The organism is Bartonella alsatica (assembly GCF_013388295.1).
In the GTDB taxonomy this organism is placed as follows: domain Bacteria; phylum Pseudomonadota; class Alphaproteobacteria; order Rhizobiales; family Rhizobiaceae; genus Bartonella; species Bartonella alsatica.
Map to the genome: position 1 here is coordinate 1,616,701 of NZ_CP058235.1, position 20,470 is coordinate 1,637,170.

General features: G+C 34.9%; 18 protein-coding genes, 2 tRNA genes and 5 pseudogenes. 13 read left to right on the forward strand and 12 right to left on the reverse strand.

All coding sequences use genetic code 11. The features are described from left to right. Positions 1 to 111: 111 nt before the first annotated feature. The gene (locus HWV54_RS06625; RefSeq protein WP_005865479.1) at positions 112 to 1,245 is read right to left on the reverse strand and encodes an ABC transporter substrate-binding protein; all 1,134 of its coding nucleotides are present in this window, start codon (positions 1,243 to 1,245) and stop codon (positions 112 to 114) included. Between the two features lie 318 nt (positions 1,246 to 1,563). On the opposite strand from HWV54_RS06625, the gene HWV54_RS06630 reads away from it, so the two are divergent. From HWV54_RS06630 to HWV54_RS06645, 4 genes are all read left to right on the forward strand, one after another. Then, entirely contained in the window at positions 1,564 to 2,139 is a 576-nt protein-coding gene (locus tag HWV54_RS06630) for a cold-shock protein (protein ID WP_005865477.1), read from the forward strand. A gap of 257 nt (positions 2,140 to 2,396) precedes the next feature. After that, positions 2,397 to 2,921 carry a DUF192 domain-containing protein gene (locus tag HWV54_RS06635; RefSeq protein WP_005865475.1) on the forward strand — a complete coding sequence of 175 codons (525 nt, stop codon included), beginning with the start codon at positions 2,397 to 2,399 and terminating at the stop codon, positions 2,919 to 2,921. Next, the gene (locus HWV54_RS06640; RefSeq protein ID WP_005865473.1) at positions 2,918 to 3,703 is read left to right on the forward strand and encodes an alpha/beta fold hydrolase; all 786 of its coding nucleotides are present in this window, start codon (positions 2,918 to 2,920) and stop codon (positions 3,701 to 3,703) included. The genes HWV54_RS06635 and HWV54_RS06640 overlap by 4 nt, the downstream gene beginning before the upstream one ends. A 614-nt stretch (positions 3,704 to 4,317) precedes the next feature. Then, entirely contained in the window at positions 4,318 to 4,530 is a 213-nt protein-coding gene (locus HWV54_RS06645; protein ID WP_040296449.1) for a DUF3126 family protein, read from the forward strand. Between the two features lie 47 nt (positions 4,531 to 4,577). On the opposite strand, the gene radC is transcribed toward HWV54_RS06645, so the two are convergent. Genes radC through sfsA form a run of 3 tightly spaced genes read right to left on the reverse strand, consistent with a single transcriptional unit; the run spans position 4,578 to position 6,930 of the window. Beyond that, positions 4,578 to 5,372, reverse strand: coding sequence for a RadC family protein (gene radC / locus HWV54_RS06650; protein WP_005865469.1), 795 nt, complete (start codon positions 5,370 to 5,372; stop codon positions 4,578 to 4,580). A gap of 17 nt (positions 5,373 to 5,389) precedes the next feature. Beyond that, the gene (gene map / locus HWV54_RS06655) at positions 5,390 to 6,220 is read right to left on the reverse strand and encodes a type I methionyl aminopeptidase (protein WP_005865467.1); all 831 of its coding nucleotides are present in this window, start codon (positions 6,218 to 6,220) and stop codon (positions 5,390 to 5,392) included. An 8-nt stretch (positions 6,221 to 6,228) separates the two neighbouring features. Next, the gene (gene sfsA, locus HWV54_RS06660) at positions 6,229 to 6,930 is read right to left on the reverse strand and encodes a DNA/RNA nuclease SfsA (RefSeq protein WP_005865465.1); all 702 of its coding nucleotides are present in this window, start codon (positions 6,928 to 6,930) and stop codon (positions 6,229 to 6,231) included. A gap of 306 nt (positions 6,931 to 7,236) precedes the next feature. Between sfsA and HWV54_RS06665 the strand changes: the two genes are divergently transcribed. From HWV54_RS06665 to ttcA, 4 genes are all read left to right on the forward strand, one after another. After that, a complete protein-coding gene (locus HWV54_RS06665; protein ID WP_005865463.1) occupies positions 7,237 to 8,073 on the forward strand; it encodes an RNA methyltransferase in 837 nt (278 codons plus the stop codon). Beyond that, on the forward strand, positions 8,066 to 8,887 hold the full coding sequence (gene murI / locus HWV54_RS06670; RefSeq protein WP_005865461.1) for a glutamate racemase: 822 nt from the start codon (positions 8,066 to 8,068) through the stop codon (positions 8,885 to 8,887). Before HWV54_RS06665 ends, murI begins: the two co-directional genes overlap by 8 nt. Positions 8,888 to 9,061: 174 nt before the next feature. Further along, positions 9,062 to 9,679, forward strand: a complete 618-nt coding sequence (gene rpsD, locus HWV54_RS06675) for a 30S ribosomal protein S4 (protein WP_005865459.1) — start codon at positions 9,062 to 9,064, stop codon at positions 9,677 to 9,679. 257 nt (positions 9,680 to 9,936) lie between these two features. Beyond that, entirely contained in the window at positions 9,937 to 10,815 is an 879-nt protein-coding gene (gene ttcA, locus HWV54_RS06680; RefSeq protein WP_005865458.1) for a tRNA 2-thiocytidine(32) synthetase TtcA, read from the forward strand. A 40-nt stretch (positions 10,816 to 10,855) separates the two neighbouring features. On the opposite strand, the gene rimO is transcribed toward ttcA, so the two are convergent. Both rimO and lexA read right to left on the reverse strand, forming a co-directional pair. Next, positions 10,856 to 12,169 (reverse strand): 30S ribosomal protein S12 methylthiotransferase RimO, encoded by a 1,314-nt coding sequence (gene rimO, locus HWV54_RS06685; protein ID WP_005865456.1) that lies wholly within the window; start codon positions 12,167 to 12,169, stop codon positions 10,856 to 10,858. A gap of 228 nt (positions 12,170 to 12,397) precedes the next feature. After that, positions 12,398 to 13,111, reverse strand: a complete 714-nt coding sequence (lexA, locus tag HWV54_RS06690) for a transcriptional repressor LexA (protein WP_005865454.1) — start codon at positions 13,109 to 13,111, stop codon at positions 12,398 to 12,400. Between the two features lie 815 nt (positions 13,112 to 13,926). Between lexA and HWV54_RS06695 the strand changes: the two genes are divergently transcribed. Beyond that, positions 13,927 to 14,002: transfer RNA gene (locus HWV54_RS06695), tRNA-Lys, on the forward strand. 60 nt (positions 14,003 to 14,062) lie between these two features. Here the strand turns inward: HWV54_RS06695 and HWV54_RS06700 are convergent. The 3 pseudogenes from HWV54_RS06700 to HWV54_RS06710 form a co-directional block, all read right to left on the reverse strand. Next, positions 14,063 to 15,119, reverse strand: a pseudogene (locus HWV54_RS06700) (tyrosine-type recombinase/integrase). Positions 15,120 to 15,121: 2 nt separating this feature from the next. Then, positions 15,122 to 15,362 (reverse strand): annotated as a pseudogene (locus HWV54_RS07210) (hypothetical protein). Positions 15,363 to 15,473: 111 nt separating this feature from the next. Continuing rightward, a pseudogene (locus HWV54_RS06710) lies at positions 15,474 to 15,977 on the reverse strand (lambda exonuclease family protein); the annotation flags it as partial. Between HWV54_RS06710 and HWV54_RS06715 the strand changes: the two are divergent. From HWV54_RS06715 to HWV54_RS07115, 4 genes and pseudogenes are all read left to right on the forward strand, one after another. After that, complete coding sequence (locus tag HWV54_RS06715) at positions 15,954 to 16,295, forward strand: hypothetical protein (protein WP_040296385.1); 342 nt, start codon at positions 15,954 to 15,956, stop codon at positions 16,293 to 16,295. The pseudogene HWV54_RS06710 and the gene HWV54_RS06715 sit on opposite strands and share 24 nt — an antisense overlap. Positions 16,296 to 16,499: 204 nt before the next feature. Further along, positions 16,500 to 16,814: pseudogene (locus HWV54_RS06720) on the forward strand (hypothetical protein). Positions 16,815 to 16,828: 14 nt separating this feature from the next. Next, a complete protein-coding gene (locus HWV54_RS07110; RefSeq protein WP_005865449.1) occupies positions 16,829 to 17,131 on the forward strand; it encodes a DNA adenine methylase in 303 nt (100 codons plus the stop codon). A 584-nt stretch (positions 17,132 to 17,715) separates the two neighbouring features. Continuing rightward, positions 17,716 to 18,083, forward strand: a pseudogene (locus tag HWV54_RS07115) (XRE family transcriptional regulator). A 92-nt stretch (positions 18,084 to 18,175) separates the two neighbouring features. On the opposite strand, the gene HWV54_RS06730 reads toward HWV54_RS07115, so the two are convergent. The 3 genes from HWV54_RS06730 to HWV54_RS06740 form a co-directional block, all read right to left on the reverse strand. Then, positions 18,176 to 18,250: transfer RNA gene (locus HWV54_RS06730), tRNA-Val, on the reverse strand. A gap of 97 nt (positions 18,251 to 18,347) precedes the next feature. Then, entirely contained in the window at positions 18,348 to 18,710 is a 363-nt protein-coding gene (gene cpdR / locus HWV54_RS06735) for a cell cycle two-component system response regulator CpdR (RefSeq protein WP_005865448.1), read from the reverse strand. Between the two features lie 794 nt (positions 18,711 to 19,504). Next, positions 19,505 to 20,422 (reverse strand): serine aminopeptidase domain-containing protein, encoded by a 918-nt coding sequence (locus HWV54_RS06740; RefSeq protein WP_005865447.1) that lies wholly within the window; start codon positions 20,420 to 20,422, stop codon positions 19,505 to 19,507. Between the last annotated feature and the right edge of the window lie 48 nt (positions 20,423 to 20,470).

Here is a 20,470-nt window from a genome sequence, read left to right on the forward strand (position 1 = left end):
CTTCCACATTTGTTAGTTCACATAGGATAAAATTAAAAAACCACTAAATTTTAATTGAGATAAGAATCCTTAACTAATTCTTGTATTTTGATTAGCACAATCTCTAACTTTTTAAAAAGCAGGTTTGACTTCATCTAAATAGACACGTTTCCCGTTCTTTATTTCAATTATGCCAATAGGAATTTTAGGGTTATGATTTTCATCCATGGACATATCACCAAAAGGGGTTTGAAAATCTTTTAATTGGCTAAGTGCAATAGTGATTTTTTCACGATCAGCACTATCAGCATTTTCAATAGCTTTCATAAACATCATATAACTCGTATATCCCAAAACAGAATTGATATTTGGTTCTTTATCTGGATAGGCTGCTTTCCATTCATTAGTGAATTCTTTTGCAGCTTCTGACATATTCGGCATATTTTCACTGTAGGGAAGTGTTGTATGTAAGAAGCCTTCTGCGGCTTTTCCTGCAATTGCAATGGTCTCTGGATTATCCATGGCATCTCCACCCATAATTTTAAACTTTGCACCTAACTCACGTGCTTGTTTCATAATGATGGCACCTTCAGAAAAGTAAGATGGAATAAATAAGATATCAGGTTTTTGCGCTATAATCTGTGTAAGAACAGCAGAAAAATCCTGATCTCCAGAATTATAGTTTAAATTTAAGATAACTTCACCACCTAATTTTTTGAAAGCACGCGTAAAATAACTTGCAAGACCAATTGCATAATCGTTTGATATATCTTTAAGGATAGCTGCTTTTTTTGCGTGTAAAGTTTGACTTACATAGGTTGCAATCCCTATACCTTGATAGGAATCAATGAAGCAAGTACGAAAATAATACTTTTTACCCTGTGTAACAAGCGGATTTGTTGAAGACGTAGCAATGCTTGGAGTCTTTGCTTTTTCAGATATTTCTCCACCAGCCAACGAGAGTGAAGAGCCATAACTACCGATGATTCCATTAACTTTTTCACTTGCAGTTAAACGCATAACAGCATTAGCAGCTTCTACCTTATCAGATTTATTATCAATAATAATAAGTTCCACTTTGCGCCCCAATATTTCTGGGACTTTTTTATGTGCCAATTCTATGCCTCTAATTTCAAGTTGGCCTCCAAATGCATTTTGACCACTTAACGGAAGATAAACACCAATTTTGATAGGTTCATTCGCATAGACATTTACTACAAGTGCTATGACAGCTGTGAGTATAATAAGAACTCTCTTCAATTGCATTGCGCACTTTCCTTAATTTAGTTGCGATCTCTGCACCTTATCTTGAACTTCTTTATCATGCAAGTTATGCATTAGTGAAAATATTATTGTATGAAGAATCTTTTATATTTTTTCGGTACTTTCGGTACTTATTGTACGGTTATATAGAGCATACGATCAAACATTTTTGTAAATATTCGTGTTGTTACTAAAACAAGGAGTTACGACAATATGGGGAAATCTTAATCTTGGGGCTTGCGTGTTGGTGCAAGAGCAATGTTTACTTAAGCATAGAGAATCAATGTCGTACAATTTAGAGCTACAGGGTCACATTTTATTATGACGAGTAAGGATATATTAAAGGATTGTTCCCTATCTGAGGATAGTGTAGGTACTTGTGGTGAGATTATTGAAATTAGTGGTGTCATTAAATGGTTTGATGGCAGTAAGGGATATGGATTTATTGTACCTGATATGCCTAATTTCCCTGATATATTATTGCATGTCACGGTGATGCGTAGGGATGGTTTTCAAACAGCTTTGGAGGGTGCTAAAGTTATCTGTGCTGTGGAAAAAACTGAACGCGGGTTAAAGTGCGTTCAGGTGAAATCTATAGACTGTTCTTCAGCGATTCATCCATCAGAAATTCCAGCACGTACACATGTTGTTGTTGCTCCAGAAAGTGGTTTAGAGCGTGCAATTGTCAAATGGTTTAATCGCGATAAGGGATTCGGTTTTCTTAGCCGCGGGCAGGGAACAGAAGATATTTTTATTCATATGGAAACATTGCGTCGTTTTGGTTTAGCAGAGCTTCGTTCTGGTCAAGTTGTTCTTGTCCGTTTTGGAAAAGGCGAGAAAGGTTTGATGACAGCAGAAATTTATCCGGATATAGGAATTCCTTTTACTACGCATTGAATTGCACTTTTAAAGTTACATATCTTCTTTATTTTTTAAGAGAAGAGGGGGGGGGGGGCAAGCGTAAGCAGAATTAGCTATTGGACCAACAAGTTCAAGAAGAAATCTATCTGTAAAGCCGTAAATCAGATGAAACAGATTGCAAATATTGCATTAAGGCCAATAAGAAGATAATTCTCTTAAGTTTTTACTTTTTAAATTCTGATACTTTTATTTTATTCAACAAAGTTGAAGCGTTTTCTATAGTGGAGATAAAAATGTTAAAGCCTTTTAGAAAAGGGCGTAGTGTTGTATTGACGCTGGTTTTTATGTTAGAAGTAAATATAGCTGTAGCAAGGAAGCCCGTAGAGTTCCCTATTCATCCCGTCCCTTTAAAAATACAGACAAAGCAGGGTATGATCTCTTACAGAGTAGAGATTGCTTTTACGCAGTCTCAGGCAGCTGCTGGTTTAATGTATCGCACTGATTTTCCACGTGATCGCGCAATGCTTTTTAGACAGCAGGAAAGTAAGCAGCTAAAGGAAAAGGATACGCAGGAATTTTTTATGTGGATGGCAAATACACCTTTACCCTTAGATATGATTTTCTTGAATGCTGAGGGAATTATAGTATCAATTGTCGAAAAAACGTCCCCATTTTCCACGGATACTATTTCATCGGGAGTACCTGCAACTTTTGCTCTTGAGGTTAATGCTGGTGAGATTTCTGAAAAACAAATAGAAAAGGGACAGAGAGTTTTTCATCCCGCTATTTGTGGAAAATGTGAAGGTGATGCAAAATGACAGCAGAAGATATTCGTTTTTTTGAATATGATGGTTTGCGATTTGCTTATCGAGAAGAAGGACAGGGGGCGCCTATTTTGTTGATTCATGGTTTTGGGTCTTCTGCACGTGTGAATTGGTATGCAACTGGTTGGTTTCGCACCCTTACTGAAGCAGGATATCGTGTTATTGCTCTTGATAATCGCGGACACGGAGATTCAACTAAAAGTTATGATCCTTGCTTTTATACACCTCAAGCTATGGCTAGCGATGCGGTTAGATTGTTGCAACATTTGGAATTATCTAGAGCACATGTTATGGGATATTCTATGGGAGCTCGAATTAGCGCATTTATGGCTCTTTTGTATCCGACATATGTACACAGCGTCATTTTTGGTGGCTTAGGTATTGGTATGGTGACGGGAGCAGGGGATTGGGAACCTGTTGCTGAGGCTCTTTTAGCAGAAGATATTTCTACTATTACCAATCCGCGTGGTATGATGTTTCGGAAATTTGCAGATCAAACTAAAAGCGATAGGCGTGCTCTGGCTGCTTGTGTGGTAACATCAAAACAAGACTTAACAGCATCTGAGGTTTACAAAATAAAACAACCTGCGCTTGTTGCTGTTGGTTCATTAGATGAAATTAGCGGTGAAGCAGAACCGTTAGCAGCTTTATTGCCCTTTGGCGAAGCATTATCAATTCCTGGGCGAGACCATATGCTTGCTGTAGGAGATAAGGTTTATAAAAAAGGCGTTATCGATTTTCTTTCTCGTTATCCTATTGTTGGAAACTATTCATAAATTTTAAAATTCACAGAAATATCCAATGTTTTTTATCTTGGATAAAATGAAAAGCTTATTCAGAGGTTTGGCTATTATGGTGTGAATTTTTATGAAAAGATATGAAAAATAACAATAAAGTTTATTAGCGTAGCTTACGTTTTGTATATGGGTGAACTTTCCTTTTATAGGTTAACCGAGTATACTTTAGAGATAGTTAGAGAGGATTATTTAAAAATTATTGGCAATAGAATTGTTCAATAAACAAAGTAGTTTTACAAGAGAAGAATGCTTTTGTTTTATAAAACCATATTTTTAATAGACAAAAAATATAAGTGATTTGTCAATATTTTATCAGAATATGCTTGTATATGCGATGTTGAAATTGGGGATAAGATGAAAATTATTTAGAACTTACATTTTTCTAACTATTTTTTTACTTTTGAATCTATACGATTATATTTAGTAATGGTAGACCATTTTTATAAAGGTACTTTAATAAATGTGTTAAGATAGTGTTATTTTGTGTATAGGTAATATAAGTAAAAATTGAAATTAAAATTTACTATATCTTAGGACTGCCTTATTTACCCTCCAGGATTTAAATTAAGAGTCTCAAAAGACAGGAGAGCATGGTGAATGCTGATGAAATAAGAAAACTTGATAGTTATTTTAAAAACATATTCCAAAATTCAGCATTGCAAGTAAGAGCACGGCCTAAAAAGGATGATTCTTGTGAGCTTTATATCGGGAATGAGTTTTTAGGTATTATTTATCGAGATGAAGATGAGGACGAACTATCCTACAATTTCTCAATGGCTATATTAGATATTGATTTAGGAAACTAATTCGTTGTGAATAGTTGGATAAAATATTTTTGCAATTGAATTAAGTTTCATATGAGTTTTAATGCCTTAAAGCTCGTATGATCATTTCGTGCAATAATAAGGTGGTCATGAATAGTAATACCTAACGCATTTGCTGCATCTTTTAATATATGTGTCATTGTTATATCTGCTTTAGAAGGTTTTGCATCACCAGAAGGATGATTGTGTACTAAGATGAGTCCTGCTGCGGATAATTCTAAAGCTCGAGAAATGACTTCACGCGGATAGACAGGAGTGTGATCAATGGTTCCAGTTTGTTGCACTTCATCAGCGAGTAAACCATTTTTTTTATCAAGAAATAAGATACGAAATTGTTCACGTGTTTCATGAGCCATAACGGCTTTACAATAAGCTAATACTTTATCCCATGAAGAAAAAATATCACGTTTAAACAATTCTGCACGAGCAAGACGTCCAGCAACATCTGAAATAATTTTTAAGTCAATTGCAGTTGCCGGACCGCATCCTTGAATCTCTTGAAGTCGGTGAATATCAGCACCCAATACTTCTGCTAGGGAGCCAAAACGCGCTATCAAGTTTTTGGCTATTGGTTTTGTATTCGCTCGAGGGATAGTGCGAAAAAGTAATAATTCAAGGTATTCATAATCTTCAATTGCATTTCCTTTTGACTTTAAATAGCGTTTACGGAGACGTTCACGATGTCCTTGGTAATGCTTATGTGTTTGTGAATTTTTCTGAAGCTTTTCACTTTTTATTTCCGGTATTGGACTAAGTGAGAGATTTGGTGTCAATGCAAAGTGATTACTTTGGATATCTCCCTTTTTATTTATTTTTTTAGCCATAGCATTTCTACATTTATTTAAGCATTTAAGCTTGAAATATAAAAAATATTTTTAGGAGATTGTGTAAAAATTTCGCATCCTTCATTTGTTACGCCAATTGTATGTTCATACTGTGCGGTAAGAGATCGATCACGTGTAACGGCAGTCCAACCGTCAGATAAAATTTTAACCTGTGGTTTCCCAAGGTTGATCATCGGCTCAATTGTAAATATCATACCTTGTTTTAGTTCTATTCCTTCCCCAGGATTTCCATAATGAAGTATATTGGGTGCATCATGAAAAAGCTGTCCGATTCCATGTCCGCAAAAATCTCTTACAATTGAACATCGTTCAGATTCTGCATAATTTTGAATGGCTGCACCAATATCACCCGTAGTTGCACCCGGTTTGACTACAGAAATTCCTCTCATAAGACTTTCATATGTTATTCTTAGAAGACGTTCTGCAGCACGTCTGATTTTTCCAACAGGGTACATGCGGCTTGAATCTCCGTGCCAACCATCGTGAATAAAGGTCACATCAATATTAACAATATCACCTTCTTGCAAGGGTCTGCTATTGGGGATTCCATGGCAAACAACATGATTGATGGATGTACAGCATGAATGACTGTATCCATGGTAATTCAGGTCAGCAGGAAGAGCACCTTGTTTAGCACCAAAAATAAATACAAAATCATCAATTTCTTGCGTAGTTACACCAGGCTTAATAATATCCGTAAGTGCATCAAGACATTCCGCAGCAATGCGACCGACTTTACGCATTTTAGCAAAAGCATCTTCGTCAAAAATACGGATCTGTCCGTTAAATTTTAAGGGTATTTTATTATATTCAATATAATCAGTCATTGCTTTTTCTATATTTCTATTTTCACTCTATGAATCGGAAAAATGCCTTCTGCACTTACGTGACATTTTATAGCGTAAAATTCTACTCCTGATTTTAATGCTAAATCAAATGTACGTCTATAGATTGGATCAAGGTCATCGCAGATTGTAAAAGCTGAACAATCCTCTCGTTGAATTATATAAAGCATAGCGGCTCGTTTTCCTTGTTGCACAACTTTTATGAGCTCTTCAAGATGACGTGTGCCACGTTTTGTTACAGTATCAGGAAACTCTGCTAACCCTTTTTGGCGCATAAAATGGACATTTTTGACTTCTAGATAACAGTCAGGAACGATGCCATCACACAGAAGAAAGTCGATCCGTGATTGTGTTCCATAACGTTGTTCTTTCAAAGTGGTTTTGTATTTACTTAATTCGGGTAATAATCCATTTTGAATTGCTTCTAATGCAAGTCTGTTTGGTAAAGCCGTGTTGATGCCAACTAAAGTATTATTTACTTCAATAATTTCTAATCGATATGCGTATTTTCGTTTGGAGTTGTTATTATATGAAAGCCAAATATTGGTGTTTGGAGTTATTAATCCAAGCATCGATCCTGTATTAGGGACTGACACGGTAAACATGTGTTGGTTATCCCATTTAACGTCAGCAAGAAAACGTTTATAACGACGGATAAGCTTTGCAGGAAAAAGTTTTGGAATAAAGAGCATATTCCTCTCTTAAAACGCATAGTTTTATAATTCAACTCAGATTGTGTTTTGTAAAATATTATATGTTAAATAATCCATGGTTAACATTAAAGTGATCTACATAGTCGCTCTAAGATTTAAAAACTAAATTTTGTTTTTGCTTTCATAATTTATTGTTAATATTTTTCATCATGAATTTTGAATGAGAATATAATATTGACTATAATTTGTTATTAAAAAGGTTATTTCTTGGAATATTCTCTTTAAAAGATTGCGTTTAAAAAAAAACAACGATAGGAGCATAATATATAGAATTAGGTAGAATTAATGGCCGGAACCAATAAGAATCGTAAAAATTTAACAGATGGTCCAATTATTATTTTAGTCGAACCGCAGTTGCCTGAGAATATTGGTATGGTAGCAAGAGCTATGGCGAATTTTGGGCTTTCTAAGCTTCGGTTAGTCAAACCTCGAGAAATATTTCCAAATGAAAAAGCCAGGGCTGCAGCAAGCAAAGCAGATCATGTCATTAATGAGGCAATAGTTTTTGATACATTACGTGATGCGATTGCGGATTTGCATTATATTTTTGCTACAACGGCACGTGAAAGATGTGGTTTTAAGACCGTCAAAAGTGCTGTTGAAGCAGCGAGTATGCTACGTCAGCGTGAGAGGATTGGGCATCAAACGGGTATTTTATTTGGAAGAGAAAGGTGTGGATTAGAAAATGATGAAATCAGTCTTGTTGATGAAATCATCACTTTTCCAGTTAATCCTGCTTTTGCATCACTCAATATTGCGCAAGCGGTTTTGCTTATATCTTACGAATGGATGAAATCAGGTTTAGAAAATGTGAGCGATACGGCTTTTCGTACTGTAGAGATGGAGCCGGCAAATAAAGCAACGTTTCATGGTTTTTTATCTCAATTAGAAGAAGCTTTGGATATTCGTGGATATTTTAGGCCCCGAGAACGCAAAGAAGTGATGCTTGCAAATCTACGTTCTGTTTTTACACGTGCTAATTTTAGTGAATCTGAGGTTCACTTGCTACGAGGGATTGTCTCTTCATTGGATCATTTTTCTCCTCAATTACCGCGGGGAAGCGGTGCACCCGTAGATCGTGAACGTAAAAAATTAAAAACAAGTGTGAAATCCAATGAATAAACGGCCTGTTCTTTTTTTTGATAGTGGCATTGGTGGTTTAACAGTATTGAGGGAAGTGCGCGTTCTTGTTCCTGAAATGCAATTTATTTATGTTGCTGATGATGCGGGATTTCCTTATGGGAATTGGAAAGAAAATGTTCTGAAAAAAAGAATTTTAAAGATTTTCACAAATCTTTTAACACTCTATAATCCCGCCTTATGTGTAATTGCTTGCAATACGGTTTCTACACTAATGATGACTGATTTACGAGAGAAATTTCCTCATATTCTTTTTGTAGGAACAGTTCCCGCAATTAAATCAGCAGCTGAACAAACAAAATCTGGTTTTATTTCAGTATTAGCCACTCCTGGAACAGTGAAGCGTGCTTATACTTATGAATTAATCAATACTTTTGCTGCTCAATGTCATGTTCAGCTAGTTGGAAGTGAAAAACTTGCTGGATTTGCTGAAGATTATTTACGTGGAAAGCCTATAGATTTGGAAGAATTACGTCACGAAATACTTCCGTGCTTTGTTGAGAAAAATGGCAAATATACTGATATTATTGTTTTAGCTTGTACACATTACCCTTTTTTGATGAAATTTTTTCGTAAACAAGCTTTATGGCCAGTTGAATGGATTAATCCAGCAAAAGCTGTAGCCAAACACACAAGAACATTATTACCGAAAAGAGAGAATCGCCAAAACATAAAGAAGCATAAAGATTTTGCTTTATTTACATCGCAAAATGTAACCCCTTCAACAGAGCGTTTATTAAAAGGATTTAGCTTAAATATTGTGAAAGGAGTTGACTTTGCAGTGCAAGATCAATAAAATCCTCTCCAGCTTTCTCTTTCGAGAAAATGGCATTAATTGACGTGTCCCGTGGATAATTTTGCATGTTATATGTTAAAGAGTCCTGTCAGTCTTTTGATTTGAAGGCAAAGGAGGGCGCGTTTCCTTGAGATCTTACTGTAGGATCTTATTTCTGTTTTTAAAGGAAATGCGATGAGCAAACGCGAAACAACGAAGTATAAAATTGATCGCCGTATGGGAGAAAATATTTGGGGGCGACCGAAATCTCCTGTGAACCGTCGTGATTATGGTCCGGGTCAGCATGGACAACGCCGTAAAGGAAAGCTTTCTGACTATGGTGTGCAATTGCGTGCTAAGCAGAAATTAAAAGGATTTTACGGTGATATCTCAGAAAAACAATTCCGTAAAACTTATGAAGAAGCTGCTCGTCGACGTGGTGATACTGGTGAAAATCTTATCGGGCTTTTGGAATCACGTTTAGATTCTGTCGTCTACCGTGCGAAATTTGTGCCTACGATCTTCGCTTCTCGTCAATTTATCAATCATGGTCATGTCAATGTAAATGGTCGGCGCACGAATATTCAATCGTATCGTTGTAAACCAGGTGATGTTATCGAAGTTCGTGAAAAGTCAAAACAGCTTGTTTTGGTACTAGAATCTGTGCAGTTAGCAGAGCGTGATGTGCCTGAGTATATTGATGCAGATCATAATCAGATGAAAGCGACGTTTACGCGTGTTCCTGCTTTTGCAGATGTTCCTTATGCTGTGCAAATGGAACCCAATTTGGTTGTTGAATTTTATTCTCGTTAAATTCTTTATAGGGGAGTTTTACTCTCTGTCGTTTTATTATACGCCAGAAGTGTTGTTTTGCTTTATAGTGTTTAAAGCTAACAAGTAGTTTTTGTGAATGGCATTATATCAAGTTTATTGTTATATTTTATAACAATATGGCTTGTATAGGTCTGTTTCTTTTCTCTGTGGATCAATGGAATATCTCGTTTAAGCTGTGTGACGTCTGTTGTTATCTTTGTCATTTTTGCAGAACAAGCTATTTATTGTGCAGAATTATGGATAATATTTCACTCGGATATCAAGCAATGGGAGAGAATATAGAGAAAACTGATTCTTTTGTGAAAGAAACTGATAATTGTCATCCGATATTTCGAGTTGCTCCTTCAACTGTGGAGTTTCATAAACTGCGTAAACGGCTTTTACGTCATATACGGCAAGCATTAGATGATTTTTCCATGCTTTCTTCAGGAAAAAAATGGCTTATTGCTTTATCAGGTGGAAAGGATTCTTATGGCCTCTTAGCGCTTCTTTTAGATTTAAAATGGCGCGGTCTTTTGCCTGTTGAAATTCTAGCTTGTAATCTTGATCAAGGGCAACCAGGCTTTCCAAAATATGTTCTTCCAGACTTTTTAGATTCTTATAATATCCCATATCGTATTGAGTATCAGGATACTTATTCCATTGTTACAGATAAATTGGCACATACGCAAACATATTGTTCACTTTGTTCGCGATTGAGACGTGGTAACTTATATCGTATTGCACGTGAAGAGGGATGTTCTGCATTAGTTCTTGGACATCATCGTGATGATGTTTTAGAAACATTTTTTATGAATTTGTTTCATGGTGGACGATTAGCAGCCATGCCTGGAAAGCTTATAAACGACGAAGGAGATCTTTTTGTTTTGCGTCCTCTTGTTTACGCTGCTGAAGAAGATATGGAAAAATTTTCACAAGCAATGCGGTTTCCTATCATTCCTTGTAATCTTTGTGGTAGCCAGGATGGTTTACAACGCTATGCAATGAAAGAAATGCTAAAGGATATCGAAAAAAGAATGCCAGGACGTAAAGATACTATGATTCGCGCCTTAACAAATGTCCGCCCAAGCCATTTGCTCGATAAAAAAATTTTTGATTTTGGAAGCTTATTATAAAGCTGAGTTATTTAAGTACAGGAAGTTTAGCCTTATATTTTCAAACTGCTATTCCATAAAGATCATAAGCATCTGATTTTTCGATTTTTACGGTAACAAATTCGCCGACACGTAGCGGTCGTCGTGATGATATATGTACAACACCATCTATTTCCGGAGCATCATATTGACTACGACCTTTAGCAATTTTTCCTTGACTTTCATCAATGAGAACTTGGAGTCTTTTTCCGATTTTTTTCTTTAAAAGATGAGTAGAAATTTGTTGTTGTTTTGCCATAAAGCGATGCCAGCGGTTTTCTTTTACTTCTTCAGAAATGTTTCCTAATCCCAAATCATTTGCAACAGCACCTTTTACTTCTTCATATTTAAAGCATCCAGCTCGTTCAATTTTTGCTTCTTCTAGCCATTCAAGGAGTATATTAAAATCTTCATTTGTTTCGCCTGGAAAGCCGACAATAAATGTTGATCGTAAGGAGAGATCCGGACAAATTTTTCTCCACTTTTCAATTCTACGATTTATTTTTTCCATAAGAGCAGGACGTTTCATATTGCGTAAAACAGTTGGTGAAGCATGCTGAAAAGGAATATCTAGATAAGGAAGAATTTTTTTTGCAGCCATAAGTTCAATAACTTCGTCAACATGAGGATAAGGATAAACATAATGTATGCGTATCCAAATACCCATATTGCCTAGTTCACGACAAAGATCAAAAAATTTTGTTTTTATTGTACGCTCTTTCCAAGAGCTTTCGAGATATTTAATATCAATGCCATAAGCACTCGTATCTTGTGAGATAACTAAAAGCTCTTTTACACCGGCCTGTACAAGTTTTTCAGCTTCGCGAAGAACATCATTAATAGGACGCGAAGTAAGATTACCACGTAAAGTAGGAATAATACAAAAACTACATCGATTAGAACATCCTTCAGAGATTTTTAAGTAGGCATAATGACGAGGTGTTAAACGAATGCCTTGCGGGGGAACTAAATCGACAAAGGGATCATGACGTGGGGGAATTGCTGTATGAACAGCTTGTATAACACTTTCATAGGCTTGTGGTCCTGTAATGGCTAATACACTAGGATGTGCTTGACGTATAACATCAGGATCAGAACCAAGACAGCCGGTTACAATAACTTTTCCATTTTCTTTGAGGGCTTTATTAATATTAGCTAATGATTCACGTCTAGCAGAATCAAGAAAACCACAGGTGTTTACAATAACGACATCAGCACCTCGATGATTATGTGAGATTTCATAACCTTCAGACCGGAGTCTTGTAATAATTCGCTCAGAATCTACCAGTGCTTTTGGACATCCAAGTGAGACAAAACTAATACGAGGTGCTACCATGATAAAACCTGCAACTTTAATAACGATTAAATTTTATTTGCTATTTTAAATTCATTAAGAATGAAAGTGCTCTTTATTTTTGATACATATGCAATAAAATTTTTTACAAAGTTATCTGTTTTTAGCTAAAACACTTTATGACTACATATGTCATTATTACTGAATGTGGCATAACACGACAAAAATACCAAATAATTTTTTACTAAATCTATGAATATTCTAGGCATTCTAATATTTACGAATGAGTCCAATAAGTTTACCTTCTATTTTTACACGCTCGGATCCATATATACGTGTTTCGTAGTGAGGATTTGCTGCTTCTAATGCAATAGAGGCTCCTTTGCGTCGATAACGTTTTAAAGTTGCTTCCTTTTTATCAATAAATGCAACAATAATTTCACCTGTTATTGCTGTGCTCTGGCGTTTAACAATTATAATATCTTTATCAAGAATACCAGCTTCAATCATAGAATCATCTCTGACTTCTAAAGCATAGTGTTCACCCGAATTAATCATATCTTGTGGTAAAGAAAGCGTATCTGTTTGTTGTATTATAGAGGAGATAGGTATACTTGCACCAATGCGGCCCATAATAGGAATAATGACATTCTCTTTCTTTTCTACCTTAAAGTTACCAAGATCACCAAAGTTTTTTGATATTTTTCTTTTATTTTTCTCTATCATATTAGGAGAAATTTTACGAGCTAAAGAAAGATTAAATGTTATTTTATCTGGAAGTCGAATTATCTCCACTGCGCGAGCACGATTCGGCAAGCGGCGTATAAAACCTCGTTGTTCTAAGGCTATCATTAGCTTATGAATGCCAGACTTTGAAGAAAGTTCCAATGCAGTTTTCATTTCATCAAAGGAAGGAGGAACACCAGTTTCTTTCATATGATTATGGATGAACAAGAGTAGCTCATATTGTTTACATGTTAGCATTCAATATTCCAATCACAAGAATCAAAAATAAGAAAAAGTATTAAATAAAATATAATTATTTTATAAATATTATAAATTTTTTTTGATATAAAATAAAAATATTTACTTTATTATTATTGAGTTATAATTATTATAAAGTAACAATTATTTATTTGCATTAATAAATAATTACATGTTATAATATAAATTTTAATTTTAGTTATGTATTAAGATATTTTTATATATATAATATATTAAATAATGTAGTAAATAATTTTTTATTAATAATTATTTATGATATAAATTAACCATTTAAATTTTACTGTAATTAATATTTATTTATAAATAATAATATTTATACTTTGTAAGACTATTGTACATTATTAAAGTCGCACTCATATTGAAAAGTGAGAAAAAATATTTAAAGATATAAAAATGGGCAACTATATTTTTAGGAAATTGATATAATACCTAATTTCCAATAAATGTATTTTTTTATTGACTGAACTCAACAACGGAGCATCTACTGGTTTGTTTGTTATTTTCTGCGATTATATATTAATCCCATGTTACCGTTTTTATGTATTTCCTGCTCTTTTTATAATTTTGAAATATGTGTTCTTTCATGTTTTCGAAGTTATGATGCATTTTATGTTGAAATTCTTTCTTTCATTCAAACTCAAAATACAGAAAAGCCTGTATCTACAGTGATGAGAAAAGAGAGAAAAGTATTGATAACTAAACCGAATAATAATATTTTTTTCGAAAGGTGTTGACCAAATGAAAAGTCAACCGTATGTTCCACTCACTTTCTACAAGAGAAATGGCTTGTGTGGGAGCGCGTAGCTCAGCTGGTAGAGCAACTGACTTTTAATCAGTAGGTCCAGGGTTCGAATCCCTGCGCGCTCACCATATTTAAATAAAATCAATGGCTTATACAAAAGTTTTAGAATTTTTGTTTCTTTGATTTTGTTAGGTTATTTTCTGTATGTCTTGAACCTTTTTGAAGTTTTTCATTGATTCTATTGCTAAACGTTTTCTATCGGCTGTTTTAATATAAAGTGATGCCATGCTGTCTTCTATCCAACCGAAAAGTGCTTTAAGTTGTGATACTGTAGCTCCTGCGTTTGCTGCACGTGTTGCTGCTAACTTTCGCAATTTATGTGCTGGTTTTTTATTTTAGCTGTATTACATGATTCGCGAAATATGGTACCAAAGCTTTCTTTAACAAGCTTATTTCTGCTTTTACCACAAATGAATGTTTCATCACCAATGGGACAAATTTCAAGTGTTGTGGCTAGTTCCGGTAAAATAAGAAGAAAAACATCAGTTTTAAATAGACTTTTTTCTGCTTTGAGATGAATGACGTTATCTTTGACGTCTTTCCAACCAGTGCGAACGGCATCACCACGACGCAAGCCAGTATACAGAAGGACATTAATCCAAACACACTCGTGCGTGTCTAGCTGCCAGCAATGGTAGTAGTGGTCGATATTTTATTCTGACCAAGGTATAAAGCCTTCTGCATTAAAGGATTTTGGTGCTTTTATATTAAAAGTAGGATTTCTATTTAAAAGGGCATTATCAACCGCCCAATTGAAAAGATCATTTAAAGCCGTTAAGAAGTGTCTTGCTACTGTGGGTGTTGCACGTCTTCTTTCTACGGTATCAAGTATATGTTTTTTTCTATACTTTTATAAGCGCAATCACCAATATATTTAGAAATATGGTTCAGAATTTTATACTTAACTTTTTATGTTGATTCTAATTGATTATGCCATTGCATGCTTTGTAAATACTGATGCCAATAACCAATCGAAAGATCCTTCTGTAAGCTTGGTACGTTTTATAGTCTTCGAAGAGCCATTTGCGCTTGTTTAATAACCAGCGTATAATTGTCAATAAACCCTTGCGTTCCATAAGTTCCTTCAATCCGAAACCGTGGATCATGAACAATACGTACATACCATATAATTTTACCATGGCGTGTGCGCTTACGAACAAGATGTGGTGGACGACGTTTTGGCATGGCTAAAATTTTATGTCATCAACAGGAGGGCAGGACGGGTTTGTACTATATTCTTCTTGTTCATTTTCAAGTGAAAAAAATCATTGACGCTATAAACATTACTTGTTGTTGATACTATATTTATTGAGATGAATGAATAAGTTCCCTGTAGGCTTAATTTCTATTAATTCGCGTCCTTGTTTTTGCTTCTCTTAAAGCACGTGCAATAGCAGGTAGTGTTATGGTAGGAAGGTAGTATGCCATGCCTATTCCCCTTATATTTGCATGCAATTCACCTATGACGTGAATTACGCATTTATTAAAAGTTATTAGGAAAGAGTGGGGGTGCTGGGAGGAGAAAGCATCCCTATAACGTCAAGCGGCTTTTGTCAAAATTTTTTGCCTCTCTTGTTTCTATCTCCCCTACAAAGATTTCGACTGCTTGATTGATTTGTTCAATTTGTTTTTCGTCGCGGTTGACGCGTTTAATTTTCATTCTCAAACTAGTAGATTTGCTACAAAGTTTGGAATATATCTAATGAAATGACACCATTTGCGTCCAGTACATGCCATTTGGAATTGCATTTGTGCGTGATATTCAGGCTTGATTTCATTATCCATAAAGAAACGTAGATGAGCTGTTGATTGTGGACATTTGACTTCAACTAAACCATCCTCTCCAATGAATCTATCAAGACTTGCACCAGACATTTGGATTGTAGGATGTCGGATGAAACCACATTTTATGACTTCAGTGTCATAAATGAATTCATATTCTTTCAGTGCATTCTCTTCGTGTTCAATGCCCCATTGCATAGCAGGCGTTGTATTAGATGGGCTTATTTTTCCTGTTAAATGCTCTGTCATAAGCTTTTCCTTTCAAGTGGTCTCAAAAGCCAATTGGAAGCAGACACAAAGTCTACAGCGCTTGCGTATCTTTACACTCTTGAAGGTGTGAGTAGCTGGGTATTGCATACAGCAACAAAGAACGCTTTGAAACGAAAAGAAGAGGGATTAAATCCAACATTTATGCCGTCAACAGCAGATTTTTATCGTTATTGCGAAAAGCTTGAAAGCGATATTCGCTTTCGTGCAGATCGTCTTCTAAAGAACCTTGAAAAGCCTGAAAGAACGGAAAAAGCACAAGAGGCACCGTTAACATCAGTCCGCTTGGAAAAGCTTCAAAGAGGTCTTTAAGAAGTTTTAAAGGACATTGAAGGAAAACAGCAAAATAGTGAGAAGTGCTGATCATTTTATGATTGGATATGCATTTAAATCGACAAAAAGGCACCGTACAGAGCGATTTAAAGATTTTACGATAAAACTATTTGAAATACAAACTACCCTGTACGGTCAAATTTGAGGCAAATAAACCAGTTGGTAAAATTATGGACTAAAAGCATGAGAATATTAAAAGATCTGTTCTTAAAAAACCGTAAACAGCTAATACAAAAAAGTTTGTTGCAACAGCTGTTTGTTATGTCCTTCGGGGAGATGGAGAAGCCGAATATTTTTACAATCTCTGACGAATACGAAGATAGTAGGAGAGAGTGTGAAAAGTTTGATGGCGATCGATATTACACCATACCAGAAAAGGCAGATTTTAGTGCAAAAGCCTAAGTAAAAGCGTGGGTTTACGGTGGTAATGTTCCTAAAAGTATTCTGTATTATGAGTCCCTCATAAATGAAATAAACAAAACATCAAAAAATCATTGAAAAGGCGTGTAACAATGACTCATGTCTGCTCACCATTGAGATATCCAGGTGGTAAAGCTATACTCTATGAAAAAGTCAAAGAGATATTTGAAAAAAATGCATTAAATGGATATTCTTATAGGGAGCCTTTTGCTGATGGATGTGAGCTTGCTCTAAAGCTTCTTTTAAAGAATAATGTTAAAGATATTCACATTAACGATATTGATCCATTTATTTGGAGCTTTTGGTATTGTATCTTGCACAAAATCGAAGAATTAATAGAAAAAATTAATACAACGACCGTTAGCTTAGAAGAATGGTATAAACAATTCTTCTGAAGACGCAAATGTGCTTAGCGTAGGATTTGCTACACTCTTTTTGAATCGTACGAATAGTTCTGGAATTATTAAAAATGCTGGTCCAATTGGAGAAAAAGGACAAGACAATAATTATAAAATAGATTACTGATTTAATAAAGAGAATATAATTGAACGCATTCTTCGCATAAGTTTAGAAAAAGATAGGATAAATTGAACACGGTTAGATGCACGAGAGTTTTTGCTACACTATGGGACAGATAAGGATGAAAACATCTTCTTTTATATGGACCTTCCTTATTTTAAAAAAGGAAAAGGACTTTACACTTGGTTTTACAAAGCTAATGATCACTACAATTTAGAGAATGTCATCTCCCAACATGTGACGGCACCTTGGCTAATTACTTATGACAACGTTGGAGAAATTAAATCTTTTATAGGCAAGATCCTTCAATAGAATTTAGCTTACAATATACTCTAAAGGCAAGCTACCGAACTGATGTTTTTTTCACCTAAAATCAAAATACCTCAATTTTCAGAAAAAATATAGGTTCACTTCTCAAAGCAGCTTGATTACAGATTGCATTAATAGGAGCTTTAATCGAATGCTTACATCATTTGACAAAGCCTTACGAAAACTCCTATTGATCGGACAGAACGTTTATTAGATATAGCTAAGAAATTAGGCGTATCTATAGCGTTTTTATCTTCTGTAGAAATTAGTAAGAAATCCGTTCCAGTAGGAAAGGAAGAAAAAATCATAGAGTTTTATGGCTTAGATAAAGCTATTGGCTTCTCTCTTAAAGAAAGCAGCCAATATGTGTCGTAAGAGTTTCACAATCAAACCTTCTACTCAGTTGCAACACGAAACTGTTATTGCGTTTATGAGACTTTTAAATGGACTACACCAAGATGCTTTAGCAGATTTCAAAAAAAATTAGAAACATTGTGCAAAGCATGCTTTACAGAGTAATATTAGAAATATTCCCTAACCTTTATTTTCAAATCCCGCACCTTAAAAAAACATATATAAAATCAGTATGTTATATTTATATACAAGGCACCTGGTGGGCGTGACAGGGATTGAACCTGTGACCCCTACGATGTCAACGTAGTGCTCTCCCGCTGAGCTACACGCCCATTTAATGACGTTGCATACACCACATAGAATTACAAACGTCAATGCCTAATTTAATTTTTTATTTAATCAGACAGGAATAACTTGGAACAATATCCTTTAAGCAGCTATAAGTATTTTTTCAACCTCATTCACAAGCTCACGCAAATGAAACGGTTTAGAAAGTACTTTTGCATCAGGAGGGGCATCGCTATTTGGATTAAGTGCAACTGCTGCAAATCCTGTAATAAACATTACGCGTAAATCAGGATCAATTTCAGTAGCACGTCGTGCTAGTTCAATTCCATCCATTTCTGGCATTACAATATCAGTAAGAAGAAGGGAAAATGGTTCTTCTTGTAAACGTTCATATGCGCTAGCTCCATTATCGAAATCGGCGACTTCATAGCCAGCACGTTCTAAGGCTTTTGCTAAAAAGCGGCGCATATCGTTATCATCTTCTGCAAGCAGGATTCGTTTCATGATTATGTTCCAATGGCTCCATCGTCAGAGTTTTTTGCCACATCAGTTATACAATATAGAGTATTTATATGAAAGATGATAAAATGCTCATAATTGGAATGAATGGCAAAATGGTTAATTCTTACATTTTTATCAAGAATACAGCATATTAGTTGTGAGTTAGTTAAATTCGAAATGTATGTGATATGTAAAGGAGAGAGCCGTGTCTGAATTTAAGTGCGATCAATTACGGTTTCTGCTTCTTTTAAATCTTTTGTTGGTCAAAGTTCCTTATGAAAAAGGGAGGGGAATATGATTTTAGAGACTGCCTATATTGAAAAATTAGAGAAAACTTGTGTTGATTATCTGTTTTTTATTTTGAGAAGATAGAACAAAGTAAAGTTTTTATTTCCTTTCCGCATAGTTTGATGGATATATTGCATTTGCAAAAAATCGCATGCACTTATTTACAAGTTTCAGTAACTCAATAAAAACCGTTCTTATTTCTTTAAAATAATGTAAAAAAGAATTTAATAATAAGAAATACAGTTTGAGGTTTTATTAAGAATATTATATCGTATCATTTTAAGGTTTGTCCTATGGATTACTTTCATTATTTGTAAATTGATGTTATTTTACAGAACAATATTTCAAATAACCATTTTGTTTCCAGCTCTGCAGTAAGACCTTTTGGAGTTCTTAACCGCGCAAACGAAATCTTATAAAAAATTTCATGGACAAAGTGCTCGTATTTCTACTTTTAAAATCAGCACATTTTGCATTGTGACATTAAATTATGGTTTTATTGAGAAATATTACCTTATAGATATGTCAGAGGAAATAAATGCATCAAATGCAGCCCAGAACTGTTTATTGTAACCTTCTTCATGCATGATTGTATCAAGTTCAGCACCTGTAATGGTGATACTGTCTGTCAAACATGTATGTTGGCATAATTGTCGTACCTCAATGTTGTTTGCAATATTGTTTTGATTGGCTAAGATAAACAGTGTTGGAATTTTTAAATGCCCCTGGCGTATATTTTCTTTCATAAAATCTATGGCATTAAGTACCGATGCTAGCCATTGGCATGTTGGTGGCTTGATAGAGGAAAAAGCTGCTTTATTAGTGCGCCTCAATTGCGTACTGTTTTGTTTCATTTGTTTGAGCTTTTTCCTACCTTTAGTTGGTAAGAAGCCAAGGCCTATATCAGAAAGAAGTTGTGTTAATTTATGTTGAAAGCCATTTGTTTTATTACCAAAAGGAGCGAAAAGAGGAGAAACGCAGAGCATTTTATTGAACCGACGGTTAAGGAGATCCAATCCGCTAAGTGCTATCAATCCACCTATTCCATAAGCTAACATATAGTAAGGTGGTGGACAAACAGGATAAACTATTTTTTTAAGAAATTCATCTAGGTCATTAATATGATCATTAATATTGAAATAATTATTTCGAATCTTTTTTTTTGCATTGAATGGTACTTTTTCTCGACCAAACCAGTCAAATATTGCTGTATGAAAACCCCGTTTAGAAAGTTCATTCATTGGTAAAAAATATTCTTCTAAGGTGTTTGCATAGCTTTCTAGAATAATGATTGTTCCCTTGGATTTTTCTATTTCGGGAGATGTTATCGCAAAACGAATTTCGCGATCCATGGCTATTTTAAGGTAGCTATTACGGATATTGGTAGGAGTAGAATCCCAATTTTGTGGATAAAGAGTTTTTTCCAATTGACATCCTTTGCAGTGTATTTTGCAACTTAGTGCAAGGTGAGATAA